The sequence below is a fragment of the Streptomyces sparsus genome, assembly GCF_054776295.1.
In genome coordinates, this window is record NZ_BAAHCA010000694.1 from 1 (window position 1) to 2,629 (window position 2,629).

The following is a 2,629-nucleotide window of genomic DNA, read 5'->3' on the forward strand; positions in this document are numbered from 1 at the left end:
GTGGGCGCGGCCGTCGCCGCCCTCGGCTCCCTGCTCGCCCTCATCCTCGGCGTCTCCCGCACCACCCTGGCGATGGCCCGCGACCGGCACCTGCCGTCCGCCCTCGCCGCCGTCCACCCGCGCTTCCACGTCCCGCACCGGGCGGAACTCGCCGTCGGCGCGCTCGTCGCCCTGGTCGTCGCCACAGCGGACGTGCGCGGCGCCATCGGCTTCTCCTCCTTCGGCGTGCTCCTCTACTACGCGGTCGCCAACGCCTCCGCCTGGACGCTCACCCCTCAGGAAGGACGCCCGCCCCGCCTGGTGCCCGTCGTCGGCCTGCTCGGCTGCGCGACCCTGGCCCTCGCCCTCCCGCCCACCTCCGTCCTCGCCGGCACCGCCGTCCTCCTCGCCGGAGCCGCCACCTACGCCCTCCGCCGGGTGCTCGCGGGGCGGCGGGGGGAGTGAGGGGCCTGCTCTCGCCGTACTCGGCCCCGAGCGCTCGCCGTCGCACCCCGGGGTTCGGGAGGCAGCAACCGGCGTCGGGAGCCCGGGTATTGGCGGTGTGTGCTCTCGCCCGGCACCGTGCGGGGCGGCTAGGCTCTCTCACGTCATCAGCTGCTTCGGTAGCTGGTGGCCGACGCCCCCGGGCCGCTCACGCGGTCGCGGGGGTCCTGCGTGTGCGGTGGGTGGCGTGTTGGGCGGTTCCGGGACGTCGGCCGTCGGCAGGGCGGACGACGTGCCGTCCGGTGGTCAGCGGACTGCCTTCAGCACCTGGCTTCGGAGGTGGGCCCGGCGCCAGGGACTACTGTCGGGAGCATGGTCGAACACGATGCCCTCAGCGCCACTCGCGAGGCCTACGACGCCGCCGCACCCGTCTATGCGGAGCTGTTCCGCGACTCGCTGCGGAACAGTCCCCTGGACCGCGCGATCCTGGGCGCCTTCGCCGAGTACGTCGGTGCGGGCGGGGGCGGCCAGGTCGCGGACCTGGGGTGCGGGCCCGGCCATGTCACCGCTCACCTGGACGCGCTGGGGTTGGCGGCGTTCGGTGTCGACGCCTCCCCGGTGATGGTCGAGTCGGCTCGGCAGGCCTACCCGGGCCTGCGGTTCGACGTGGGCTCGATGGCCGCGTTGGAGATCGCCGACGGTGTGCTGGGCGGCGTGCTCTCCCGTTGGTCCGTCATTCACACGCCGCCGCGGGAACTCCCCGTCCTTCTGGCGGAGTTCCACCGCGTGCTGGCACCTGGCGGCCACCTCCTGCTCGGTTTCTCGGCGAGCGAGGGTCCGTCCCACCCGACGCAGGGCTTCGCTCACACGGTCGCGCCGGCCTACCGGTGGTCACCCGATCATCTCGCCGGGATGCTCCGCGAGTCCGGGCTGGTCGAGGTTGCCCGCATGATCCGCGAGCCTCTGCCCACCGACCGACGGCAGTTCCAGGAGGTGCACCTGCTTGCCTGCAAGGCCTGAGCAGGGCCGGGCAAGGGTTGTCCGATCGCACGCGCACTCCGCGGGCGCACGAGGAGTTCCGGGAAGCCCTTCGACGAAGCAATGATCCAGGCTTTCCTGAATCCAGCAATCCGTGTACCGTCGGGGCATGCTGACAGTCGCTTCCGACATCGAGGTGCTCGCGCGGTTCGGGCGGGCGCTCGCCGATCCGATCCGCTGCCGGGTGCTGCTCGCGCTGCGGGACGCCGCCGCCTACCCGGCCGATCTGGCCGACACCCTCCAGATCTCCCGCACCCGGCTGTCGAACCACCTGACGTGCCTGCGTGACTGCGGTCTGGTCGTGGCCGTGCCCGACGGCCGGCGGGTCCGCTACGAACTCGCCGACGAACGCCTCGGGCACGCCCTGGACGACCTCCGCTCCGCCGTGGTCGCCGTCGAAGCGGACCGCAACTGCACGGACGCGGACGAGAAGGGGTGCTGCTGAATGACCGCGATATCCCTCGGCCCGAGCCCGGACCGCCGGGACGTGCTGACCCGGCGCATACGCCTGCTGGTCGCCTTCACGATCAGCTACAACGTCATCGAGGCGGTCGTCGCGATCACGGCGGGCACGCTCGCCTCCTCCACCGCGCTCATCGGTTTCGGCCTCGACTCCGTGATCGAGGTGTCGTCCGCCGCGGCCGTCGCCTGGCAGTTCTCCGCCCGCGACCACGCCGCCCGTGAGGCCGGCGAGCAGCGCACACTGCGGATCATCGCCTTCTCGTTCTTCGCCCTCGCGCTCTACATCACCGTCGACTCGGTACGCGCCCTGCTCGGTCCAGGGGAAGCCGGACACTCGGTGCCCGGTATCGTGCTCGCCGCGCTCTCGCTGGCGATCATGCCCTTCCTGTCCGCGGCCCAGCGCAAGGTCGGCCGCGAACTCGGGTCCGCGTCGGCCGTCGCCGACGCCAAGCAGACGCTGCTCTGCACCTATCTCTCAGCGGTGCTGCTGGTCGGCCTGCTGGTCAACCTGCTGTTCGGCTGGTCCTGGGCCGACCCGCTCGCCGCCCTGGTCATCGCCGTCATCGCGGTCAGGGAAGGCCGCGCCGCCTGGCAGGGCAAGGGATGCTGCGCCACCCCGGCCGCCGCCACCCCGACGGCCACCACCCTGCTGACCGCCACCACCCTGCCGACCGCCGCCACCCTGCCGACCGCCACGGACGCACGG

4 protein-coding genes are annotated in these 2,629 nt (G+C 72.8%); all 4 read left to right on the forward strand.

What is annotated here, in order from left to right; all coding sequences use genetic code 11:
* On the forward strand, positions 1 to 444 hold a 444-nt coding region (locus ACYVE9_RS22230; RefSeq protein WP_461029662.1), incomplete at its 5' end, for an APC family permease.
* A 351-nt stretch (positions 445 to 795) separates the two neighbouring features.
* The gene (locus ACYVE9_RS22235) at positions 796 to 1,443 is read left to right on the forward strand and encodes a class I SAM-dependent methyltransferase (RefSeq protein WP_461029663.1); all 648 of its coding nucleotides are present in this window, start codon (positions 796 to 798) and stop codon (positions 1,441 to 1,443) included.
* Positions 1,444 to 1,570: 127 nt separating this feature from the next.
* Positions 1,571 to 1,906 (forward strand): ArsR/SmtB family transcription factor, encoded by a 336-nt coding sequence (locus tag ACYVE9_RS22240; RefSeq protein WP_461029664.1) that lies wholly within the window; start codon positions 1,571 to 1,573, stop codon positions 1,904 to 1,906.
* A partial coding sequence (locus tag ACYVE9_RS22245) for a cation transporter (RefSeq protein ID WP_461029665.1) occupies positions 1,907 to 2,629 on the forward strand: 723 nt, incomplete at its 3' end.